This window comes from Caloramator sp. CAR-1 (genome assembly GCF_030546345.1).
GTDB lineage: Bacteria > Bacillota > Clostridia > Clostridiales > Caloramatoraceae > Caloramator > Caloramator australicus.
On record NZ_JAUONW010000050.1, the window covers coordinates 1 to 19166 of the forward strand.

The following is a 19166-nucleotide window of genomic DNA, read 5'->3' on the forward strand; positions in this document are numbered from 1 at the left end:
CGGTAAGACCCCTGGAAGACTACCAGGTAGATAGGCCAGAGGTGTAAGCGTCGTAAGGCGTTTAGCTGACTGGTACTAATAGGTCGAGGGCTTGATCTTATTGTGCAGTTTAATCCGGTGGTAATGGAGGTAGGGAAACACCCGTTCCCATTCCGAACACGAAGGTTAAGCCTACCTACGCCGATGGTACTAGGCTGGAGACGGCCTGGGAGAGTAGGTGACTGCCGGGTAAGTGCCAGGCACTTAAGTTTAAGATTTTGGCCCCTTGGTCAAGTGGTTAAGACACCACCCTTTCACGGTGGTAACAGGGGTTCGAATCCCCTAGGGGTCACCAAGTTTTAAAAGAGGTTAACTGCAAAACAGTTAACCTCTTTATTTTTTACTTAAACCATATTTATAGAAAATATAAATAATAAATAAAATGCAAATATAGTTTATCTATTTTACTTTAAACGTCATTTCGTAATAAAATTAACCTAGGCTTAAGTTAAGGAGGGATAAAATTGAAGAAATATTTTTCACTGTTTCTAGCAATTCTATTAACGTTTTTCTTATTTTCAGGTTGTTCTAAACAAAATCAAACAAAAACTTCAGGTTTTAATACCATCTCAACTGAAGAATTAAAAGACAAAATCAATGATAGCCAATATGTGATTGTTGATACAAGAATTAATGATGCTTTCAATGGTTGGAAACTGGATGGAGTAAAAAGAGGAGGACATATTCCTAATGCTGTGGATTTCTCTGCTAATTGGCTAAAGGTAGATGTTAAGGATAAGGAAAAAATATTAGATGATACTCTAAAATCAAAGAATATAACACCGGATAAGAATATAGTTTTGTATGATGCAAATGGTAAGGATGCTATAGAAGTTGCAAATTACTTAAAAAGTAAAGGATATAATAATATTTACATATATGACATAAAACAATGGGCTAATGATGATTCCCTTCCACTTGAAAAATTTAAAAACTATCACTTAATCGTTCCTGCTGCTATAGTAAAAGATATTTTAGATGGAAAGAAACCAGAGACTTTTGAAAATGCCAAAACAATTAAAATAGTTGAAGCTAGTTGGGGAGAAGAAAAAGATTCTTATGCTAAAGGACATGTTCCAACAAGTTTTCATATTAATACTGACCTTGTAGAACCACCACCAGCTTGGATGCTTGCAAGTGACAAAGAGCTTGAAAAATTTGCTCTTGATTATGGCTTTACAAAGGATGATACCGTTATAGTTACAGGTGAAAATCCTATGGCAGCTTATCGTGTGGCTGTTGTTTTAAGATATATGGGTGTTAATGATGTTAGAGTATTAAATGGTGGACTTCTTGCTTGGAAATTAGCAGGATATGAAGTTGAAACTAAGAGCAATAAACCAACTCCTGTTAAAGAATTTGGTGCACCAATTCCAGGAAGACCTGAGCTTATCGATACAATAGATGAAGTTAAAGCTGGTATGAAAAAACCAGATGAATTTATGCTTGTTGATAATAGAACATGGGAAGAATATATTGGAAAAAGCTCAGGATATAGTTATCATCATAAAAAAGGACGTATTCCAACTGCTGTTTATGGATATGCAGGTATAGGGGATTCAAATTCACTTCAGTATTATAGAAACATTGATGGCACAATGAGAAATGGTTACGAAATATTAGCTCTTTGGAAGAAGGCAGGAATAGATACTAGTAAACATCTTTCGTTATATTGTGGAAGTGGATGGAGAGTTTCTGAGATTATGACATATGCAAATGTTTTGGGTATTGACAATATTTCAATTTATAGTAATGGATGGATAGAATGGAGTAATAACAACAATGAATATGAGACAGGAGAACCAAAAAAATAATTTGTCATTAATAAAAAAAATCATATATGCAATTTTATGTGTAGTGCAGATTTTACTAATAGTAATTGTTAATATTATAAGTTATTTATCTGACAAAAAAGCTGGTGTTAATCATCACGTTTATTATATGAGATACCAATATCAAAATGGGATATTTTCTTCACAAAACTTACGAATTCAGAGCGTGTTGATATGCTTGATTACTGTTATTCTTATATTCAGATTAATTAAATATAAGAATAAATTTAGTAAATTTACCTTTATTCAGAATTTAATAGCTGTTTTTATAGGATTGTTACTACTCGTTATGATTAATACAACTCTTTTTCAAGGTTTACTGGCGTATTTTTACTTTATAATGGCTTTTGAGATTGTCTTTGTTATTCAATTATTAGTTATTTTATTGATTTAGAAAATATTATATAAAAAAAGACATAAACTTAAGTGCTTTGCACTTAAGTTTATGTCTTTTATGGGGGTATCAATTTATTTTATATATACTGTAAGAAGGCTATCTATTTTAGAATTCTTTTGTGAAATTATTAGTGTTTTATTATTTTCTTTCTTTATAATGTAATCATTTGAAGGAAGTATTTGCCTTTGGGTTTCAAGTGCGATTATATCCTTATTTTGAGTTAATCTAAACTGCAGTTTATCTTTAGAGATATTCATAATCTCTGCAGTTGAATAAAGGATGGTTAAGTCTTCAAAGGTAACATTTAAAGGAAGCATAAGAGCATCTTGAGGTTGAAGATTTATTTCTAATCCATCAAATAATGCAATATCATCTTCGAATACCTTTATATTTTTCTCAAAACCATCTAGATTTAAAATATGAATAAATCTTTCACCTTGGTTATTGATTGTTGATGTCATAAATATGCCGTGATCTTCAAAATTATGGGTTAGTTTTGGAGTTTTACCTAGTCTTTTTAAAATGGTTCTTATAAAGTTTAAGTTGCAGTTGTAGTGGGCTGTTATTAAAACTACTTTGCCTTTGCCGTAAGTTAATTCTACTCCACAGGTTTCGTCCGTTCCATAGATTTTTAGAATAGGCTTGCCCTTCTCTACTTTTATAGCTTCTGCAAAATCGGTTCTTATTTCTGGAAGGAAGTTTAAATAATCCTCTGGATATATGGATAAAAAGAAATCCTCTGATGAATTATAATAATTTATATGTTCTACTTTAAGGGCATCTTTTAATATTGAGCATTCATTTCCCTCCATATCAAATTGAGGAAGCTCACCATATATGAGTGCATTTCCACCATTTTCTACAAATTCAAGCAGATTAGTTTGAATTTCTCCACTTAAATATCTAGAAGTTGGAATTATAAGAACATCATTTTGGTTTAAATTAATTTTCCTATTCTGAATGTCTATAGATTTAAATCTAAAGTTTGAAAGTAATAATCCTTTCCCAAGAGTTTCCCAGGCATTGTATCCGCGGTTAATTTCTATACTAGCTTTAAATTCCTTCATTTTGTTGCTGCTAGGATAAAAGTATTCGGTCATGTAGTAATCTGGAATGAATGCAAAATAAATATTATCGCTTTCCTCCTGCATTGTAGCTATTTTTTCTTCTACTGCAAGAAGTGTTTTTATTACTCTTGACATTCTAGGGTATGTATAATTTAATTTTCCTTCAGGGCTTATTGGTGCTGCAAAGCCGTGCCTTTCTCCAGTAAAAGCTATTCTATCATTTCCATCGTTTATTTTTTCATTAAGTCTGTAATTATAGCCTCCTGCAAAGAGATAATTGTTTATCAATCTATTTCCTTGAGCTATGCACATCCTCATTTTAAAATCAACAGCAGAAGGATCATATCTAGTTGAGAAATTGTCGCCATAATTTCCATCACCGCATTCAAATTCCATTGAAGTAAGAGGCTGATCCTCATTATGAACTGCGTCCATAAAATTATTTATTAGATATAGATCTTGAAAATTGTTTAATTTTAAATCTCCTAAATATATATCAGAACCTGAAATATATCCTTTATCCTGAGTATAGGATTCATATAATTGACTAATGCCGATTGAGAAGGTAAATCCTCTTCCGCCACCGGTTCCATGAATGTTTACTATAAAAGGAATGTCTTTAGCCCCTAATTCTTCTGCAAAAGAACGTAAAGTCGAAACGTAATCTGCAAACCTTTTTCTCATAAAATAACCTAAATCGTGTAGAAGCTGCAGAGAATATTCCTCTTCAGGTGAACGGATTTTAGAGTTTCTTATATCTTCATTGTCTAAGCTAAAAGGATATCTTTTTATTAATTCCTCTTCAGAATACTTCCTCTTTAACCAAAGAGCAAAATCTGAAAGAACGGAATCGGAAAGATCAGGAGTGTTGCTTACCCATTGTAGCATTCCAATTTCATTATCAAGCTGAATACCAATTATATTGCCTCCATTATTATAAAGCCTTGGAACTATAACCGACATAACTTCCTTATACCATTTTTTAACTTCATATAAAAAAGAAGGTGCTAAATAGTCAACAGTTTTTTTGTGGGTTGTTTTATTATCCCATGTTTTTGGAACTATTTCAGGATGTTTTTTATAAACCCAATAGGGAATACCTTCATTTTTCATTTCAGCCATAATGAAAGGACCTGGTCTTAAAATAAAATATAGTCCATTATCTTTACATAAATCTATAAATCCTCCAAGATCAAGCTCAGGCTTAGTTTTTCCTTCAAGGTCAATCTTACCTTCATCTGGTTCATGGCATATCCATGGAACATATGAGGCAACAGCATTACATCCAGCATCTTTTAATTTGGCTATCCTATCTTCCCAGTCTTCCCTTTTAAGTCTAAAGTAATGGATTTCTCCGGAAATTATTATTCGAGGTTTACCATCGATTATTATTTGCTTATTTTTTATTTCAATCATAAAACTCACCACCTTACCATAGTGAAACGTTTCGTAATTATATTAGCATAGTTTGGAAAAATTAACAATATAGTTTTACTATAAAGGAGTTCACAGGGGTTGCAAGAAAATAATTACAATTTATATACTAAAATATAACATTTATTATTGAAAATTTTTACACATAGTATAAAATAAAGTTATGAAACGTTTCGAAAGGGAGGAATGGCTTTGGCTACAATAAAGGATGTTGCAAAGCTTGCAGGGGTTTCATTATCTACTGCATCTTATGCTTTGAATGGAAGCAATAAAGTAAGTGAAAAAACAAAGGAAAAGGTTTTAGAGGCAGCAAAAAAGCTAAATTATGTCCCCAATAATCTTGCACAAAACTTAAAAAAGTCAAAGACGGATCTTATAGCATTAATAGTTCATGAAATAAATGGTCCCTTTTATGATAGATTAGTTAAGGGTATTCAAGATGTTGCTTATATGTTTGGATATAATTTACTTATTTTTTGCGAATCGGGATACGGCAGGGCATCGTCTATAAGCTTTTTAAAGGAAAAGATAGTTGATGGTGCTATAATTATGACTCCGATAATAACCGATAGCGACATTATTGAAATTAGCAACGAGGATTTTCCAATAGTTTTACTTGATAGAAAGTTAGATGGATTAGATTTATGCAGTGTCCTTATAGACAATGAAAAGGGTGCCTTTGAAGCAGTTAAACATCTTGTGGATCTTGGACATAAAAAGATTGGATTTATAAGCGGTGTAAAGGAATCCTATGATAATATTTGTAGGTTCCAAGGTTACGTAAAGGCTATAGAAAATTTTGGACTAGAACTCAATGAAAATTTTATGCTTAATGGTGATTTTACTGAACAATCTGGATATGAAGCTATAAAGAATTTTATGGAAAATAGTGATGATGTCCCGACGGCTTTTTTTGCAGCTAATGATGAGATGGCAATAGGAGCAATAAGGGCAGTAAAGGAAAAGGGATTAGAGGTTCCAAAGGATATTTCGATCGTTGGTTTTGATGATATTTTAGCAGCATCTTATATTGAACCTAAGCTTACTACAATAAGAAGACCTATGTATGAATTAGGTTCCTTTTCAGCCCATATGCTCTTTAATTTAATTAAAAGAAATATCAAAGGAAGCAATATAACTTTAGATGTTGAATTAGTCGTAAGGGATTCAACTGCAGAAAGGAAAGGATGATTATATGGTAAATGAAAAACTACTAAAACAAGCAAGAGAAATAGTTAAAAACATGTCATTAGAAGAAAAAATAGGACAACTTGTTCAGTATGGTAAATTAAAAGAAAGACAATGGGATTTAGTTAAAAAAGGACAAATAGGCTCTTTTTTAAATGTCAGCGGAGCAAAAAATATAAATGAACTTCAAAGGGAGATTTTAAATTCCGACTGCAAAATACCTTTGATTATAGGCGACGATGTAATTCATGGGTATAAAACGATATTTCCAATACCTCTTGCCTTAAGCTGCAGCTTTGATTTAGAGCTAATAGAAGAAACCTGTGCAATATCCTCTGAGGAAGCATCTAGCGAAGGAATAAACATGATATTTGCTCCTATGATTGATATAGCAAGGGATCCAAGATGGGGAAGAGTTGCCGAAGGTGCTGGAGAAGATCCGTATTTAGGTTCAGAAATAGCAAAGGCAAGGGTTAGAGGATATCAAAGAAATAACTGGAATGATAGGCCCTTTGTAACGGCATGTGCAAAGCATTATATAGCCTATGGTGCTGCTGAAGGTGGTAGGGATTATAACGGTGCTGATGTTTCAGAAAGGACGATAAGGGAAGTTTACCTTCCGCCATTTAAAGCAGCAATTGAAGAAGGCTGTGGGTCTATAATGTGTTCCTTTAATGACCTTAATGGTGAACCCCTCTCAGGGAACGAGTATATGTTAAGAAAAGTTTTAAGGGATGAGCTTAATTTTAAAGGAGTTGTTGTAAGCGATTGGGAGTCTGTTGAGGAGCTAATTGACCATGGATTTGCTGAAGACAAGAAGGAGGCTGCTTATAAAGGGATAAAAGCTGGTGTTGACATTGATATGAATTCTGGAACATATGAGGAGAATTTATATAACCTTGTAAAAGAAGGGCTTGTGGATGAAGCCTTAATAGATGAAGCTGCAGAAAGAATTATTGCTCTTAAATTGGCACTTAATTTGTTTAATATAAGTGAAATTGATGAAAAGCTAAGTGAAAAAGTGATTAGGAATAAAAAATACATAGATGTTGCCCTTGAAGCTGCAAGAAAATCAATTGTTTTATTAAAAAACGATGGAATTTTACCATTAAGTAAAAACATAAAAAGCATAGCATTAATTGGTCCCCTTGTAGATGATAAGGTGAATCCTTTAGGATGCTGGGCATGTAAAGGTGATCCAAAGAACGTAGTTACTGTGTTAGAAGGAATTAAATCTAAGTTATCAGAGGACGTAGTTATAAACTATTCTAAGGGATGCGAAATATTAGAGGAGATTGATGGGGGAATAGAAGAAGCAAAAAAAGTAGCAGAGGACTCAGAAGTTGTTGTAATGGTTTTAGGTGAAGCAGGAAATATGAGCGGGGAAAATAACAATAGGGCATATTTAGACATTCCCAAACCACAAAAAAGGCTTTTAGAGGAAATTTTAAAGGTAAATAAAAGGGTTGTTTTGGTTTTAATGAATGGAAGGCCTTTAACCCTTGAATGGGAGGATAAAAACCTTCCTGCAATAGTTGAGGCTTGGCATTTAGGGGAACAAAGCGGCAATGCCATTGCAGATATCTTGTTTGGGGACTTTAATCCTTCAGGAAAGCTTACTATAACATTTCCAAGATGTGTAGGACAGATCCCTATATATTACAATCATAAAAATACGGGAAGGCCAACCTTTAAAAAATATCTCGATGTAGAAGAAACGCCTTTATATCCTTTTGGATATGGACTTAGCTATACTAAATTTGAATATTTCGACTTAGAACTTTCAAAGGAAGAAATTAAATTAGGTGAAAAAATAATAGCTAAGGCAAAGATTAAAAATGTAGGAGATAGAGAAGGCGAGGAAATAGTTCAGTTTTACATAAGGGATATTTCAGCATCTATAACAAGACCAGTAAAAGAGTTAAAAGGATTTAAAAAGATAAGCTTAAAGCCAGGGGAAGTAAAGGAAGTTGAGTTTGAAATAGGTGAAAAGGAACTTGCGCTTTTAGATAAGGATTATAATTTTGTAGTTGAACCTGGAACTTTTAAGATTTGTATTGGTCCAAATAGTGTCGAAGGATTAGAAAAAGAATTAAAGGTTGTTAAATAATTTTAAGATTTTACAACATATTTTTCGGAAAATGAAGGAATGTTAAGAAAATTGAGGATAATATAAAGGAAAATTATGTTGATATAGAGAAGTCATGCTGATATAATAAAAATGTAGTCGAAACGTTTTTATTAAATTTCGGGAGGGATAAACATAGTTAAAGATGCAGTTAAAATTGAAAAGGGAATTATTTATGTAAATGGTCAGGGAAAATTCTTATTTGGAGGAGAATTTCATTACTTTAGAGTCCCAAAAGCTTTATGGAGGGATAGAATAAAAAAGATAAAAGATGCAGGGTGTAATTTAATTAGCACTTACATTCCTTGGATATGGCATGAAGGGGAAGAAGGAAACTTCGATTTTGAAGGAAGGATTACACCAGAGAGGGATCTTAAATCTTTTATAGAGCTTGTAAAAGAAGAAGGCCTTTATTTATTAGTAAGGCCAGGTCCATATATAATGTCGGAAATAAAGAACGAAGGATTACCCCATTGGATATATGAAAAATATCCTCAGGTGGTTGCCAAAAAGCAAAATGGGGATAATCATCCAACAAGAGTAGTTTCCTATATGCACCCCGATTTTTTAAAAAAGGTTGACGATTGGTATAGGGAAGTTTGTAAAGTACTTGTTCCAATGCAAGTAACCCAAGATGGACCTATAATGATGTTTCAGCTTGACAATGAAGTTGGGATGCTTCATTGGGTAACTGGGCAGGGGGATTTTAGCGATATAACTCTCCATTATTTTGTTAGCTATTTAAAAAACAAATATAGCATAGAAGATCTAAAAGAGATATTTAACATCGATTCATACGATGAAGCAAAGGAAATAATAAAAAATCCAAATGAAGATTTAGGTTTAAAAATACAGAATGAATACATGCTCTTTATGAGGGAATACTTTAAAGAATATTTAAAAACCATAAAAGAAATTGCCGTAAAGTATGGGGTTGAGGTGCCGTTTGTTATTAATATCCATGGCTTTGACATGGTAGAATACGCAAAGCGCGGTAAAAATTATCCAATTGGACTTTCGCAGCTTTACAAAACAGCAGAAATAGATGATGCAATAATCGCAGGTGATTATTACATAGGAAATATAGTTTACGACAACTTCTCAGACATAACACTATCCAATGCATTTACCCTAGCAATTCAATCTCCAGATCAACCTCTCTTTTCGGCAGAGTTCCAAGGTGGATTTCAAATTAATAAACCCAAATTGCAGCCATCAACATTCGATTTAACGTCTAGATTATGTATTGCAAATGGAATGAATGCAATTAATTACTATATGTTTGTTGGTGGAGAAAACTACGAAAACATAGGACTTTTAGGCAGAAGACATGACTGGCAGGCACCTGTAGGGATGGATGGTTCATTAAGAAGGCATTATTATGTTATAAAGCATCTAGGTAAAATTATCAATGCCTTTGAAAAGGAGCTCTTAGAATCAAAACCAATTTATAATACATATTTGGGTTTTTATCCCGATTACTATATGACGGAATATAGCAATGAATATACAAGATATGTTTATTCTAGAATAAAGCATTTTAGGGATTCCTTCTTATTTGACGGCATAGGAAAAGGACTTGCATTAAATAATATAACCTTTGGTGGATATGACGTAAAAAAAGAAGGAATTATTAATCCAAATGATGTCAGCTCCCTTTGGGTGTTTTCAACTGAATGGATGGATGAGGATGTTCAAAGAAGATTAGTTCAGTATATTGAGGATGGAGGAACTCTCATTTTATTCCCTTCAATTCCAACAAGGGACCTTAAAGGAAACCCGTGCACTGTATTAAAGGATTATATAGATGTGGATATAAAGGAAAAAGTAGAGTGGAATTTTATATCTTTAGATGGGATAGACTCAATAAGCACACATTATGCTGAAGTTTATGAAGGCAAAGGTATTATTCCATTTGGATATATTGATGATGCTTCAGGAAGATGCTGTTCCTTTGAGAAGAAAATAGGAAATGGAAGGGTTATTGTTTGCGGTGCAGGATTTGAACTTGAACAGGAGTTTAAAATTGATGTAGTAAAAAGATTGGCTGAAAGAGCCGGGGTTAAACCAATTACTAAAACAGAAGAGTTTTTGGACGTTTGGATAAGAAAAGATCCAAAAACAGATACAAAATTCTTATTTATAAATAATTACGATGATTTTTCAAAGAGTGAAAAGATTACTTTAGATGACAAGGTTTTATTTGATGGACATAAAATTAGCGTAAATCCAAAAAGCGGTTTGTTGCTCCTTTTAGATTATAAATTAAAAGATAACTGTAAGTTAGTCTATTCAACTTGTGAAATAATCAAAAGGGATGAAGACTTTATAACGCTTAAACTTATGCAGGATTTAGAAATAATAAAATTTACAAATAAGGTAAAAATACAAGATGGAGTAGACTTTGAAATATTTGAAGATTTAGAAGGATATAAATATATATTTAAAAACTCAAAAGAAAAGGAAATAAAAATATTTATATAGGGTGGTTGGAATGGAGAAAAAATTGTTTGAAAGTAAATACGGATATTTTGCAAATGGAGGAAGGGAATACGTTATAACAAATCCTAAGACTCCAAGACCTTGGGTAAACGTTATAAGCAATGGAGATTATTCTATGATAGTATCCCACACAGGAAGTGGATACTCATGGAGAGGGAATGCAGGACAAAACAGAATAACAAGATCCTTCCAAGATCTTATTAAGGATTCTTGGGGAAAATATGTTTATATTCGTGATATCGATTCTAAAAAGTTTTGGTCTGCTGCATGGAAGCCTGTTATGGCTGAATATCAGGAGTATGAAGTCGTTCATGGAATCGGATATTCTATATTTAAACACAAAGTTGACAATATTTTAAGCACGATGAAGGTTTTCGTTGTTCCTAACTATCCGGTGGAAATAATGGAAATTACCTTAACAAATTTAGATGATAAGAAAAGAAATCTTGATATAACTACATATTTTGAATGGGTTTTAGGAAATTTTCCAGATGAACATAGGGAATTTCATAAGCTTTTCATAAACCCAACCTTTGATGAAGGAAAAAATGCAATAAAAGCTGAAAAATACCTAGGACAATTTGCTGATGAAAAGGGAAGACATAATAATACAAGCTGGGAATATATTGCCTTCCATGCTGCAAGTGAAAGGGTAAAATCCTTTGAATGCGATAAGGAATCCTTTATAGGAATGTATGGTTCAGAACAAAACCCACAAGCAATGCAAATGGAAAAACTAATGGGAAGATGGGGAAGGTTTACGGATGCAATTGCATCTTTACAAGTTGAGGTAAGCCTTGATAAGGGGCAATCAAAAACAATAGTATTCACAATAGGTGCAGCCCATATTAAGGATGAAAAGGTTGATGAGCTAATAGCTAAATTTACAAGCGTTGAAGCAGCAAAGGAACAATTTGAAGAGGTTAAAAAGTTCTGGTCTGAATTCATTGACACAGAAGAAATAAATACTCCAGATGAAGCAATGAATATTATGACAAATTATTGGCTAAAATATCAGTCTATCTCCTGCAGACTATGGGGAAAATCAGGATATTATCAGGTATCAGCAGGATACGGATACAGAGACCAATTGCAGGACAGCCAGATATTCCTCATAAATAAACCAGAACTTGCAAGAAGGCAAATTCTTCTTCATGCATCCCAACAGTTTAACGAAGGAGATGTCCTCCACTGGTGGTTTACAATAAGGGGAGGCGGACCAAGGACAAGATGCTCCGATGACCTTTTATGGCTTCCATTCATAACCGATGCTTATGTAAAGGAGACCAAAGACTTTTCAATTTACGATGAAGTAGTTCCTTTCCTTGATGGTGGAGAAGCTACCCTTTATGAACACTGCAAAAGGGCAATAGAAAGGGCTTATTCTAAGTTTTCACCAAGAGGAATTCCTCTTATGGGAGACCATGACTGGAACGACGGATTAAGTGCAGTAGGAAACGAATGGAAGGGAGAAAGCTTCTGGGTTGCAGAGTTTTTATATAAGATACTTGTTGATTTTATCAAGGTTTCCGAAATGAGAGAGGATTATAAATTCGTTGAAAAGACTAGGGATGTTATAGAAAATTTAAAGGAAGCAATAAATAAATATGGCTGGGATGGAGAATGGTATTTGCAGGCAACAACTGATGGATGGGAAAAGGTAGGTTCAAAGGAAAATGAAGAAGGAAAGATATTCTTAAATCCTCAGCTTTGGGCGGTAATAAGCGGTATAGCAGATGACGATAGAGCAAAGATAGCGATGGATTCAGTTACTAAATATCTTCTAAAGGATTACGGAGCACTCCTATTATATCCAGCTTATACTAAGCCAAGAACAGACATAGGATATATAACAAGATATGCTCCAGGCCTTAGAGAAAATGGTGGAGTTTACACACATGCAGCAACATGGGCGGTTTGGGCTTATGCCCTTATGAAGGATGCTGAACTTGCCTATGAAGCCTATAGAAGAATTTGTCCTCCAAATAGGTCAAAGGATATAGATAAATATATGGGCGAGCCCTATGTAACACCTGGAAACAGCGATGGACCGATATCACCTTACTATGGACGTGGAGGATGGACTTGGTATACAGGATCTTCACAATGGCTCCACAGGGTAGCTACCCACTGGATATTAGGCGTAAGACCAGAAATAGACGGATTAAGGATTGATCCTTGCATTCCAAAGGAATGGGATGGATTTACCTATAGAAGAAAATTCAGAGGAGCTACTTATGTAATTGAGGTCGAAAACAAGAATCACGTAAGCTATGGAGTAAAAGAAATATATGTTGATGGAAAGGCAATAGAAGGAAATTTAATTCCTGAATTTAATGATGAAAAGGAACATCATGTAAAGGTTATTTTAGGTTAGTTGAAATCATTTGCAAAGGCAAATGATTAAATATAAAATAGGGGAGGGTTTTTAAATGTTAAAATTCAAAAAATCTTTAAGTTTGATGCTAGTTGCTGTTCTAACTTTAGTCTCTGTCTTAGGGGGAGTAAAGCTTTCTGTTAAGGCAAAGGCATCAGAACCAGTAGTTATTACCTATGCTAACTGGAACGTAGGAAGCGACATTGAAAAGAAAATAATCAAGGCCTTTGAGGCAACACATCCAAACATCAAAATTCAAATTGCAAACAACGTGGATTATGGTAACTACGAAAAGTCATTAACGGCAGCTGCTGCAGCAGGAAAACTTCCAGATGTTATAATGATACCAAATATACCAATGGCACTTACAAACGACTGGGCATTAAATATTAAAAGTTATGTTCAAAAGGATAAGGAATGGAACCACATTCCTGCACCTATAAGAAATGCAACATATTATGGTAATGGGGTTTATGCAGTTCCTGCAGGAATTTACTTTATGGGATACTTTGTAAACGATGATTTATTTAAAAAATACAATCAAAAGACATTGCCATTTGCACCAAAGATGCAGGATTTCTTAACTTCAATAAAGAAATTAAATAACCCACAAGATTTAGTAATTGGTCTTGCTGAAGAGGTTCAAATTCCTGAATGGTATCCAGCAGCAGTTAATAAAAAGCTTGGCTGGTATACATGGGATGGTTCAAAATACAATTTAAACGATCCTGCCTTCATTCAAGGTGTAAGAATTGCTAAAGATTTATATACTAATAAATATGTATTTGATAGCTTAAGTGCTGAACAAAAGAAGAAATTAAACGCTGGATGGTATGGAGATGCTTGGAACGCAGGAAAAATCGCGGTAAGATGGTCAGGAACATGGGACATAAAAGGATTCAAGAGCTTGAAGTTTAATAGCAGATTCATAGGAGTTCCTGGAGGAAGAACACCAGTTGTTGGAGACTTTATGATAATTTCAAAGACAACAAAGCATCCTAAGGAAGCATATGAATTCTTAAGGTATATAACCTTTGCCCATGCTGGTATTTTAAAGAGAATAGAGCTTGATACTAAGGGTGAATGGACTTCACTTCCACTTACAACAGACCAAAGCATATTAAACAAATTCTTTATGGGTAAATTAAGATACCCAGGATTAAAAGAAGCTTATCAATCTATGGCTAATGGAATTATAGAAGGAGTTAAGATAGTTCCAGGTTACATTCCTTCAAGATGGACTGCACCAACTGGCATAAAGGTTGGAGACAAGGCAAATGCAAGCATTGGAGATGTTATTTGGAACAGCATGAGAGGAAACGTTAATATATCAGACTATGCAGCACAGCTAAATAAGCTTGCTAATCAAGAATATCAAAAGGCATCAGAAATTATAAAGAAACTAACTAAATAAATTTGAGGAGGCAGAATATCTTGCTTAAGTTTAAAAAATCCTTACTTTTATGTCTTATAACTATCATTGCTCTAGTTTTGCAAATTAAATATGTTTATGCTGAGGAAATAGTAGAAAACAAATATTCTACAGTATTAAAGGATTGGCAAGATAGAGGCCTTATGGATGTTGATGGAGTAATATCTATTACTCCATCAACATTTATCCTATCAAATGGGGCTGAAGTCATAAAAAAGGAAAAGGCCTTTGGATATTATAAGGATGTTATACATATTAAAGAAAATAATGAGGTAGAATTTGAGTTTAACGTTCCAAAGGAAGGACTTTATAATATTTCTCTTGATTATTATGTTTTAAATAATGGACTTTTACCTTCTGAATGCAGCGTGAAGATAAATGGAGTTTATCAGTTTTATGAAGCTAGAAGAATAGTATTTCCTCAGTTATGGAAAAGTAAAACAGAAAATTTTTCTATCGATAGGTTCAAAAATGAAGTGGTTCCTCAGCAGGAAAAGATTTTTAGATGGAATAATTTCTACTTTGAGGATGCAGCCCATGTTGAACCATATCCATTAAAGTTTTACTTCAAAAAAGGAATTAATAAAATTAGCATTAAACTTAATATCGGAGAAGTATTAATTGGAGATGTAAAAATAAAGTCACCTGAAAAAATAGTAAATTATCAAAACTACTTTGAAGGAATTTCAAATAAAAGTGAAGGCAATGATTTATTAATAAAAATACAAGCTGAAAAACCATCGTATAAAAACGATACCTCAATAAATCCTATAACAAGCAGAGATTACGAAGTAGTTCCTTATGACACAAATAGGCTTCTTTTAAATGTTTTTGGGGGAGAAACTTGGAAAAAAGGTGGACAAACTGTTTACTATGAATTTGAAATTCCTAAGGATGGTTTATATAAGATAGCTTTTAAATATAGCCAGCCTTTAAAGGCAAATTCTAAGGTTTTTAGAAATATCTCTATAGATGGAAATATATTATATGAAGAATTAAGACATTATGGATTTGATTATTCTACAAAATGGAAAACAGAGATTTTAGGTGATAGTGAAGGTGATTATAAAGTTTACTTAAAAAAAGGTAAACATGTTTTAGGACTTCAAGCAGATAAGAGTATATACAGCCAATTGATTTATACTTTAAATGATTCAATAAATCAAATAAATGATCTTGCTTTAAAAATTAGAAAATTAGTCGGCAATGATTCAGATAAATATATAGATTGGGAAATCAAGGATTACTTCCCTAACATAGATGAAGATTTAATGAATATGGCTCAAGGATTAGAAGAACAGTATCAATATGCAATAAACTTAAATGGAGGAGTTAAAAATTCACAAGGCCTTATTTCACTAAAATCAGCTATTGACCTTTTAAAACAGCTTTCTAAGGATCCAGATAGAATCCCTAAAAAACTAAATGTTCTAAATGAAGGAACAGGATCCATTGTAAAGGAATTGACTACTGCATTGGAGGATTTTGAAAATCAGCCCCTTATTTTAGATGAAATATATATTTTTAATGGAAATCAAAAACTTCCAAATTACAATGTTTCTTATTTTAAAAGGGTTATTGAAGGGTTAAAAAGGTTTATCAATTCCTTTAAACCTCAAGAAGAAAACAGGAGTGAAAATTTAGTTTTAAACGTATGGGTAAACAGGTCAAGAAACTATATTGATGTAATGCAGAGGATGGCTGATGAGGATTTTACACCAAAGACAGGTATAAAAGTAAACTTTTCATTAATGCGAGACGAACAAAAATTGATATTAGCAAATGCTTCAGGAACAGCACCTGATGTTGCTTTAGGAGTTAGCAACTGGATACCATTTGAAATGGGAATAAGAGGAGCAGCATTAGATTTAAAACAGTTTAAGGATTTTGAAAGCCATTCAAAACAATTTTCACCTGGAGCATTTATATCTTTAATGGCTGAAGGCAAGTGTTTTGGGCTACCTGAAACCCAAGACTTTTACGTTTTGTTTTATAGAAAGGATATTTTAGAAAATCTAAACATCCCTGTTCCTAACACATGGCAGGATGTAATCAACATACTTCCTGAATTGCAAAGATATGGAATGAACTTTTATCTTCCAATAGGTGGATCATCATCCTTTAAATCCTTTATGACAACTGCACCATTTATATTCCAATACAATGGAAATCTTTATAATAAGGATGGATTATCAACGGCTATTGATAGCAAAGAATCCTTAAAGGGAATTAAACTTATGACGGATCTTTTTACAATATATGGACTTCCTATGCAGGTTCCAAACTTTTTCGAACATTTTAGAGATGGGACACTGCCAATAGGGATAAGCAATTTTACAACATATGTTCAGCTTAATGTTGCTGCACCAGAGTTAAAAAGCTCTTGGGATATAGCACCTTCACCAGGTATTATAGATGAAAATGGAAATATAGTAAGATGGCAAACAGGATCAGCCCAGTCTTGTTTGATATTCAATACAACTAAACATCCAAATGAAGCTTGGGAGTTTTTGAAATGGTGGACTTCTGATAAGGTTCAATCAAGATTTGCAACAGAAATCCAAACGATGTTTGGAGATGAATATATGTGGAATACTGCAAATTTAAATGCATTTAATGATATGCCTATTCCGAGGGAACATAAGGAAGTAATTTTACAGCAATGGAAATGGTTAAGAGAGGTTCCTAAAACCCCAGCTGGATATATTGTAGAAAGGGAAATCAGCAATGTATGGAATAAGGTTGTCCTTGAAGGTAAAAATTTAAGGGCCTCGGTTGATGAAGCTGTAATTAAGATTAACAAAGAAATAGCTAGAAAGATGGAAGAGTTTGGATACATAAAGGATGGAAAAAAGATTAAAGAATATAAGATCCCGACAATAGATGAAGTAAGAGCTTGGGGGAATGATTAATATGCAAAATACCAATTTATCTTTAAATAAGGCGATTGAAGTAAATAAAATAAATAAACGGACAGAAAAAATAAAAAAATGGTTTCACAAGGAAGGAAATGCATATATATTTTTAACTCCCTATATATTGCTTTTTTTTATCTTTATAGTTTTACCTGTTATAAGTGCAATTTTGCTTTCCTTTACAAATTTTAATGCAGTTCAATTTCCAAAGTTTATAGGGCTTAAGAATTATATCAATCTAATAACCCAAGACGACGTTTTCATGCAGTATGTTCTTCCTAATACTGTAAAGTTTGCTTTAATAGTTGGCCCTCTTGGATATATATTATCTTTTCTCCTTGCTTGGATGTTGGCACAAATTCCTAAAAAACCAAGAACTATTTTAGCCCTTATAATATATTCCCCATCAATGACCATGGGGGTAGCTATGCAGGTAGTATGGACAACCATCTTTAGTGGTGACAAGACGGGATATCTTAATAGTTTTTTATTAAAATATGGTTTTATACAGCAACCCATTCAGTGGTTACAGTCACCTAAATATTTAATGCTTATTATGATAATTGTTACTATATGGAGCAGTATGGGAGTTGGGTTTTTAGCTATGCTGGCGGGTGTTTTAAATATAGATCCAGAGCTTTACGAAGCAGGCTATATAGATGGTATATCTAAAAGATGGCAGGAGATAGTTTATATAACAGTGCCATCTATGAAACCCCAGATGCTCTTTGGTGCGGTTATGTCTGTTGTTTCAACCTTCCAGGCGGGAGCTATAGGGGTTCAACTTTCAGGCTCAAATCCAACTCCACAGTATGCTGGGCAGCTTATCGTTAACCATATTGAGGATTTTGGATTTTTAAGATATGAAATGGGATATGCATCGGCAGTTTCATTTGTTCTTCTTTTGATTATTTGGTTGTCGTCTAAATTTGTATGGAGATTATTTGGAGAAAGGGATTAAGGAGAGTGACAAGATGTCTTCATTTCATGGAACAAAGATAAATCCTGATAGATTCCACAAAAGTCAAATAAAGTTTTATTTGATTTTAGTTCCATTGGCTATTTTTATGATCATTCCTTTAATATTTATTTTCTGCAATGCCTTTAAGCCAATGGATGAATTGTTTGCATATCCTCCAAGGATATTTGTAAGGAAACCTACATTTGAAAATTTTAATAAACTTTTTTCTACTATGACGGTGTCAGGGATTCCAGTTTCAAGGTATCTTTTCAATAGCATTATAATAACTGCTTTGACGGTTTTATTAACGGTTTATATAAGCACAGCGGCAGGCTATGCCCTTTCAAAGAAAAATTTTAAATTAAAAAACATTTTGTTTGAAATCAATACAATGGCACTTATGTTTGTTCCAATAGCAGTGTCGATACCAAGGTATATAATCATTGTAAAGCTTGGTTTGATAGATAAATTCATAATTAATATTCTTCCTGTAATTGCTATGCCGGTTGGTTTGTTTTTGGTTAAACAGTTTATAGATCAAATACCGAATTCTTTAATAGAGGCTGCTCAAATAGATGGAGCTAATGATTGGTATATATTCACAAGAATAATAATTCCAATGGCAAAACCTGCAATAGCAACTGTAGTAATTTTATCCTTCCAAGCTGCATGGAATAATATAGAACCTTCAAGTATGTATATAAACAATGAAAGCTTAAAAAACTTTGCTTATTATATGTCTACTCTAACATCAACTACTAACTCTGTGGCAGGACAGGGAATGGGGGCTGCATCTGCATTAATCATGTTTATTCCAAATTTATTGATATTTATATTTACACAAAGCAAAGTAATGAATACAATGGCACATTCAGGAATTAAATAGAGTGGTGA

At 33.2% G+C, this 19166-nt stretch carries 10 protein-coding genes, 1 tRNA gene and 2 rRNA genes; 12 read left to right on the plus strand and 1 reads right to left on the minus strand.

Annotated features, from left to right (window positions below):
* The 4 genes from Q3V94_RS13220 to Q3V94_RS13235 form a co-directional block, all read left to right on the plus strand.
* Positions 1 to 99: ribosomal RNA gene (locus Q3V94_RS13220) — 23S ribosomal RNA — on the plus strand; the annotation flags it as partial.
* Between the two features lie 14 nt (positions 100 to 113).
* Positions 114 to 230, plus strand: a 5S ribosomal RNA gene (rrf, locus tag Q3V94_RS13225).
* A 29-nt stretch (positions 231 to 259) separates the two neighbouring features.
* Positions 260 to 334, plus strand: a tRNA-Glu gene (locus Q3V94_RS13230).
* 169 nt (positions 335 to 503) lie between these two features.
* On the plus strand, positions 504 to 1853 hold the full coding sequence (locus tag Q3V94_RS13235) for a sulfurtransferase (protein ID WP_303528434.1): 1350 nt from the start codon (positions 504 to 506) through the stop codon (positions 1851 to 1853).
* A gap of 486 nt (positions 1854 to 2339) precedes the next feature.
* On the opposite strand, the gene Q3V94_RS13240 is transcribed toward Q3V94_RS13235, so the two are convergent.
* Positions 2340 to 4751, minus strand: coding sequence for a beta-galactosidase (locus tag Q3V94_RS13240; RefSeq protein WP_303528438.1), 2412 nt, complete (start codon positions 4749 to 4751; stop codon positions 2340 to 2342).
* A 210-nt stretch (positions 4752 to 4961) separates the two neighbouring features.
* Between Q3V94_RS13240 and Q3V94_RS13245 the strand changes: the two genes are divergently transcribed.
* The 8 genes from Q3V94_RS13245 (at position 4962) to Q3V94_RS13280 (ending at position 19158) form a co-directional block, all read left to right on the plus strand.
* Positions 4962 to 5960, plus strand: coding sequence for a LacI family DNA-binding transcriptional regulator (locus Q3V94_RS13245; RefSeq protein WP_303528440.1), 999 nt, complete (start codon positions 4962 to 4964; stop codon positions 5958 to 5960).
* Between the two features lie 4 nt (positions 5961 to 5964).
* Positions 5965 to 8067 carry a beta-glucosidase BglX gene (gene bglX, locus Q3V94_RS13250; protein ID WP_303528443.1) on the plus strand — a complete coding sequence of 701 codons (2103 nt, stop codon included), beginning with the start codon at positions 5965 to 5967 and terminating at the stop codon, positions 8065 to 8067.
* 189 nt (positions 8068 to 8256) lie between these two features.
* Positions 8257 to 10569: a beta-galactosidase gene (locus Q3V94_RS13255; protein WP_303528478.1), complete on the plus strand. Its 2313-nt coding sequence runs from the start codon at positions 8257 to 8259 to the stop codon at positions 10567 to 10569.
* A 10-nt stretch (positions 10570 to 10579) separates the two neighbouring features.
* Positions 10580 to 12964 (plus strand): glycosyl hydrolase family 65 protein, encoded by a 2385-nt coding sequence (locus tag Q3V94_RS13260; protein WP_303528446.1) that lies wholly within the window; start codon positions 10580 to 10582, stop codon positions 12962 to 12964.
* Between the two features lie 55 nt (positions 12965 to 13019).
* A complete protein-coding gene (locus Q3V94_RS13265) occupies positions 13020 to 14378 on the plus strand; it encodes an ABC transporter substrate-binding protein (RefSeq protein ID WP_303528449.1) in 1359 nt (452 codons plus the stop codon).
* A gap of 20 nt (positions 14379 to 14398) precedes the next feature.
* Positions 14399 to 17308: an extracellular solute-binding protein gene (locus tag Q3V94_RS13270; protein ID WP_303528452.1), complete on the plus strand. Its 2910-nt coding sequence runs from the start codon at positions 14399 to 14401 to the stop codon at positions 17306 to 17308.
* 1 nt (position 17309) lies between these two features.
* Complete coding sequence (locus Q3V94_RS13275) at positions 17310 to 18272, plus strand: carbohydrate ABC transporter permease (protein ID WP_303528455.1); 963 nt, start codon at positions 17310 to 17312, stop codon at positions 18270 to 18272.
* 13 nt (positions 18273 to 18285) lie between these two features.
* The gene (locus Q3V94_RS13280; RefSeq protein WP_303528458.1) at positions 18286 to 19158 is read left to right on the plus strand and encodes a carbohydrate ABC transporter permease; all 873 of its coding nucleotides are present in this window, start codon (positions 18286 to 18288) and stop codon (positions 19156 to 19158) included.
* Positions 19159 to 19166 lie beyond the last annotated feature (8 nt).